The 5,469-nt window shown below is 74.8% G+C and carries 4 protein-coding genes and 1 pseudogene; 3 read left to right on the top strand and 2 right to left on the bottom strand.

Annotation, left to right across the window (positions count from 1 at the left end; genetic code table 11):
• Nucleotides 1-1,681, bottom strand: a 1,681-nt coding sequence (treZ, locus tag MHW47_RS31450; protein ID WP_239227272.1) for a malto-oligosyltrehalose trehalohydrolase, incomplete at its 3' end; no start/stop codon positions are given.
• 137 nt (nt 1,682-1,818) lie between these two features.
• On the opposite strand from treZ, the gene MHW47_RS31445 reads away from it, so the two are divergent.
• The gene (locus MHW47_RS31445; protein ID WP_239227271.1) at nt 1,819-3,228 is read left to right on the top strand and encodes a GH1 family beta-glucosidase; all 1,410 of its coding nucleotides are present in this window, start codon (nt 1,819-1,821) and stop codon (nt 3,226-3,228) included.
• Here the strand turns inward: MHW47_RS31445 and MHW47_RS31440 are convergent.
• Nucleotides 3,186-4,139, bottom strand: coding sequence for a GNAT family N-acetyltransferase (locus tag MHW47_RS31440; protein WP_239227270.1), 954 nt, complete (start codon nt 4,137-4,139; stop codon nt 3,186-3,188). The two genes, MHW47_RS31445 and MHW47_RS31440, sit on opposite strands and share 43 nt — an antisense overlap.
• A gap of 175 nt (nt 4,140-4,314) precedes the next feature.
• Here MHW47_RS31440 and MHW47_RS31435 point away from each other — a divergent pair, with 175 nt between their 5' ends.
• Nucleotides 4,315-4,881: a DUF1707 and FHA domain-containing protein gene (locus MHW47_RS31435; protein WP_239227269.1), complete on the top strand. Its 567-nt coding sequence runs from the start codon at nt 4,315-4,317 to the stop codon at nt 4,879-4,881.
• A gap of 142 nt (nt 4,882-5,023) precedes the next feature.
• A pseudogene (locus MHW47_RS31430) lies at nt 5,024-5,469 on the top strand (cytochrome P450); the annotation flags it as partial.

Here is a 5,469-nt window from a genome sequence, read left to right as displayed (position 1 = left end):
ACGCCGCGAGGACCCGCCCCGCACCGCCCCGGTGCCGGCCGCCGCCCAGCGGGATCGCGGCCGGCTCCGCGGCCAGGTTGACCGCGATCCGCAGGTCGCCCCGGCGCACCGCCAGCCAGCGCGCCGCGTCGTCGTACGCCGCCTTCACGCTCGCCAGGTCCGGGTCGCGCAGGTCCGGCAGGGTGTGGCGCAGGGCGATCAGCTCCCGGTACCAGGCGAGCAGCCGGGCGTGCGGTTCGCGGCCCGGCTCCTCCCAGTCCAGGCAGGACCGGTCCCGGGTGGCCGGGTCCTGCGGGTCCGGGATGTCCTCCTGCGCCCAGCCGTGCGCCCCGAACTCCCGCCGTCTGCCGGTGCGTACGGCCTCCGCCAGCTCCGGGTCCGTGTGGTCGGTGAAGAACTGCCACGGGGTGCGGGCCCCCCACTCCTCGCCCATGAACAGCATCGGCGTGAACGGGCCGGTCAGCACGAGCGCCGCCGCGCAGGCCAGCAGCCCGGGGGAGAGGGAGGCGGCGAGCCGGTCGCCGAGGGCCCGGTTGCCGATCTGGTCGTGGGTCTGCGCGTAGCCGACGAAGCGGTGGGCGGCGCTGCGGGTGACGTCCACGGGGCGGCCGTGCGTACGCCCCCGGAAGCTGGAGTACGTCCCGTTGTGGAAGAAGGCGCTCGTCATCGTCTTGGCGAGACCGGCCAGCGGGGCCGCCGCGAAGTCCGCGTAGTAGCCCTGCGCCTCCCCGGTGAGCGCGGTGTGCAGGCAGTGGTGGAAGTCGTCGTTCCACTGGGCGTGCAGCCCGAGCCCGCCCTCCTCGCGGGGGGTCGTCGTGCGCGGGTCGCACAGGTCGGACTCGGCGATCAGCGGCAGCGGGCGCCCCAGCTCCGCCGAGAGCGCGTCCACCGCGGCCGACAGCTCCTCCAGGAACGTCAGCGCGCGGGTGTCCGCCAGCGCGTGCACCGCGTCCAGCCGCAGCCCGTCCAGCCGGTAGTCCCGCAGCCAGGCGAGCGCGCTGCCCAGCAGGAACGCCCGCACCTCGTCGGAGCCCGGCGCGTCCAGGTTGACCGCCGCGCCCCACGGGGTGTGGTGCGTCTCGGTGAAGTACGGGCCGAACAGCGGCAGGTAGTTGCCGGAAGGCCCCAGGTGGTTGTGGACCACGTCCAGGACGACGGCGAGCCCCAGCCCGTGCGCCGTGTCGACAAAGCGCTTCAGCCCCTCGGGGCCGCCGTACGGCTCGTGCACGGCCCACAGCGACACCCCCTCGTACCCCCAGCCGTGCACGCCCGGGAACGGGCAGACCGGCATCAGCGACACATGGGTGATCCCCAGCTCCGCCAGATGGCCCAGCCGGGCCGCCGCCGCGTCGAAGGTGCCCTCGGCGGTGAACGTGCCGATGTGCAGCTCGTACAGGACCGCGCCCGGCAGTCCGCGCCCCGCCCAGTCGGAGCGCCAGGCGTAGGCGTCGTGGTCGACCACCGCCGACTCGCCGTCCGGCCCGTCCGGCTGGCGGCGCGAGCGGGGGTCGGGGCGCACCGGGCCGCCGTCGAGGGCGAAGCCGTACCGGTCGCCGTCCGCCGCGTCGGCCTCTCGGGTCCACCAGCCGGGCCGCTCCGGATCGGGCTCCATCGGCAGCGGCTCGCCCGCCAGCCGCAGCACGGCCGATTCCGCGTCCGGTGCCCATACCTCGAACAACATGCGGCGCTCCTCGCTTCCGGGGCCGGTCCGCTGAGGCTCTGGATCGGGGCCGACACTGGCTATTAAGGTCTGGGACTGATCACTGCCCTGTCGGGTTCTGTCCTACGCACCCCCTGCCTACCGCTGTGGAGGCCGAGATGACCGTGCCGCTCTTCCCGCCCGGATTCCTCTGGGGAGCCTCCGCGTCCGCGTTCCAGACCGAGGGCGCCGCCGACGCCGAGGGCAAGGGCCCCTCCGGCTGGGACGCCTTCGCCGCGCAGCCCGGACGCATCAAGGACGGCGCCGATACCGGCCGGGGCACCGGCTTCCACCGGCACTACCGGGAGGACGTCGCCCTGCTGGCCGGGCTGGGCGCCGACGCCTTCCGCTTCTCGGTGAGCTGGCCGCGCGTCGTCCCCGGCGGCAGCGGCCCGGTCAACCCGCAGGGGCTCGACTTCTACGACCGGCTCGTGGACGAGCTGTGCGCCCACGGCATCACCCCGGCGCCCACCCTCTACCACTGGGACACCCCGCTCCCGCTGGACGAGGAGGGCGGCTGGCTCAACCGCGACACCGCCTACCGCTTCGCCGAGTACGCGGGCATCGTCGCCGAACGCCTCGCCGACCGCGTCCCCATGTGGATCACGATCAACGAACCCGCCGAAGTCACCCTGCTGGGCTACGCGCTCGGCGAGCACGCCCCCGGCCGCACCCTCCTGTTCGACGCGCTGCCCGCCGCCCACCACCAGCTCCTCGCCCACGGCCTGGCCGTCCGCGCGCTGCGCGCGGCGGGCGCCGACAACATCGGCATCGCCGTCTCGCACTCCCCGGTCTGGGCGGCGGGCGAGTCGGAGGAGGACCGCTTCGCGGCCGGGCTGTACGACACCCTCACCAACCGGCTCTTCGCCGACCCGCTCCTCACCGGCCGCTACCCGGACGAGAACTTCGCCGCCCTGATGCCCGGACCCGTCGAGGACGACCTGCGGACGATCTCCGCCCGGCTCGACTGGTACGGCGTCAACTACTACAACCCGACCAGCGTCGGCGCGCCCGCGCCCGACGCCCTCGACACCTTCGCCGGGTTCGGCATGCCCGAGGGCCTGCCCTTCGGCATCCGGGAGATCGACGGCTACGAGAAGACCGACTTCGGCTGGCCGGTCGTCCCGGACGGACTGCGCGAGACCCTCGTGGGCCTGCGGGAGCGCTACGGCGACCTGCTGCCGCCTGTCTACATCACCGAGAACGGCTGCGCGCTGGACGAGCCCGCCCGGGACAGCCGCCGGATCGCCTTCCTCGACGGCCATCTGCGGGCGCTGCGGCAGGCCATCGACGACGGCGTGGACGTCCGCGGCTACTTCACCTGGTCGCTCACCGACAACATCGAGTGGACCGAGGGCGCGAGCAAGCGCTTCGGGCTCGTGCACATCGACTACGAGACGCTGCGCCGCACCCCGAAGGATTCCTACGCCTGGTACCGCGACCTCATCAGGGCCCAGCGGGAGCAGCCCGCGGACACCCCGTCAGGTCAGTCCCACACCATGTCGAAGGAGCGCTCGAAGTTGACGTAGCCCAGCCGCGCGAACGCCTTCGCCATCGGCACGTTGCCCAGGTCCGTCGAGGCCCGGATGCGCACGGTGTCCTCCTGCGCGGCCAGGACGCGCGTGCCCTCGGCGAGGATCTCGTCGATGTACCCCCGGCCGCGGTGGGCGGGCAGCACCCCGATGTACGCGATGATCGGGTTGTAGGCGTTGCGGGCCGGGACGACGAAGCCCACCGGCTCCCCGTCCGGGAGTTCGGCCACCCGCCACCAGGCGCGAGGCGTCGAGTAGCCCGCCAGCTCCTCGTCGTAGTGCTTCTCGGCGGCCTCGCGCGGGGACAGGCCGGACGCCAGGTCGAGCTGCCCGTGCGCGTCGAGGGTGCCCTCCAGCACGGACGTCATCAGCGCGAGCAGGTCCTCGCGCCCGGCGACCGGCCGGAACCGCAGCCGCCCGTCCGGCTCCGGCACCGGGGTGCCCGCCCGCCACTCCAGCCGCAGCCGCTCCACCAGCATCCGGGCGCCGGTGCGCTCCATGACCCGGACCCGGCTCCCGACGGCCTCCCGGACGGCCGGGTCCTCGCGCCAGCCGGCCGGGACGAACCTGCCGTACTCGGGGCGCGGCGCCCCGGCCGGTACGACGGCGGCGGTGGCCGTCTCGACCAGCCGCAGCCCCGCCGCCTCCCGCTCGGCGGCCGGCAGGGAGTCGTCCAGGTCGAACACGTCGAGCAGCAGCGGCGCGCCGCCCTCCCTGCTCCACCAGGCGACCCGTGCCACCAGCCGGTCACCGCTCAGCGCCACCCACATCCACTCCGGGCGCCGGCGGCCCGCGGCCAGGTCGTCCGCCAGCTCGTGGTCCAGCAGGTAGGAGAGTCCGAGGAAGAGGTCCAGCTCCTCCGGGCCGGTCAGCGGACGGATGGTCAGGTCGAGCGGTGCCACCGGCACAGAACCCCCAGGGTGTACGGGCACGTCACGGCGGACACCGGACGGCGGCGGCCGACCCTAGCAACCGTGCGCAGCCGCCGCCTTCGAATATCGGGGGCGGCGCCGCGCAGGTCAGGAGGGGCGTGACGCCCGCCCGTTCTGGACACGTCGGGGCCGTCGGACCGACAATCGGGGGGTGACGTCCCCGTTCGAGTACCACACGCCCACCGCGCGCCTGTCCGACGCGCAGCGCGACCGTGTTCTCGGTGTGCTCAGGGAGGGCGCGGCCCAGGGCAAGCTCTCCCAGGACACCTTCATGCGGCGCATGGAGGTGGCCCTGACGACCAGCCGCCCCGAGGAGCTGGAGGCCCTCACCCGGGACCTGGAGCGTGAAGGCCGCTGGTCGCGCGGGCTGTTGCGGATCGTGGGCGGGGTCTCCGGCTTCCCGGAGCGGGTCCGCCGGGCGTGGCGGGCGGAGCGGCTGCCCAGGCTGCTGCTGCCGGCCCCCAGCCCGCACCCCCTGCGCATCGGCCGCGACCCGGGCAACGGACTGCGCCTCACCCACGAGACCGTCTCCCGGATGCACGCGGAGCTGACCGCGCATGGCGACCGCTGGCTGCTGCGCGACCTCGGCTCCACCAACGGCACCTGCGTCAACGGCCAACGCGTCACCGGCACGGTCCCGGTGCGCGAGGGGGACCAGGTCAGCTTCGGCCGCATGATGTTCCGCCTCTCCGCCCCCGCGCTCCGGCCGCCCGCCTGAGCGACCGGCGCCCGGTGCGCCGCGAGGCGTCCCCGGCGTCACCCGGACGGCCGCGCGCCGACTGCGGCGGACCCGTTCAGGTGATGCCCTGAGAGGGACCGCGCCGCCTTGCGGCGTCCCGACTCGTTCCGGGGGAAACGTCATGCAGGCCGACACGCCCCGCGACATACCGGCCCCGACCGTCTCACCCGAACCCCGTGCCCGCACCGCCCGTCCCCGCACCGGCCCCAGCCTGCTGGCCCGCGGCGCGGCCCGTGACCCGTACCGCTTCTACCGGATGCTGCGCGAGCAGTACCCGCTCAGCTACGACGCGCCGCTCGGCGCCTGGCTGGTCAGCCGGTACGACGACGTGACCGCCGCCCTCACCGATCCCCGGTTCACCGGCTTCCCGCAGGACGGGGCGGTGCGCGGCGCGCCCGCACCGCTCGGGCTCTGCCACGGCAGCCCGCGCTGCCTGCCCGCCGACCGGTACACCGTGGTGACCGGCACCGTGCCCGCCGGGCTCGCCGAGCGCGTCGGGCGCACCGCCTACGTGCTGGCCCGGCGCATCGCCCGGCGCCCCCGCGCCGACCTCGTCGAGGAGTTCTG

This window comes from Streptomyces sp. OfavH-34-F, from assembly GCF_022347745.1.
In the GTDB taxonomy this organism is placed as follows: Bacteria; Actinomycetota; Actinomycetes; order Streptomycetales; family Streptomycetaceae; genus Streptomyces.
Note: the sequence above shows the minus strand (reverse complement) of the source record. Positions and strands in the feature narration are given on the sequence as shown.

What these genes read in the sequence shown, in the direction of transcription:
- MHW47_RS31445 (WP_239227271.1), top strand. Translation starts at nt 1,819, where the DNA reads ATGACCGTGCCGCTCTTCCCGCCCGGATTCCTCTGGGGAGCCTCCGCG.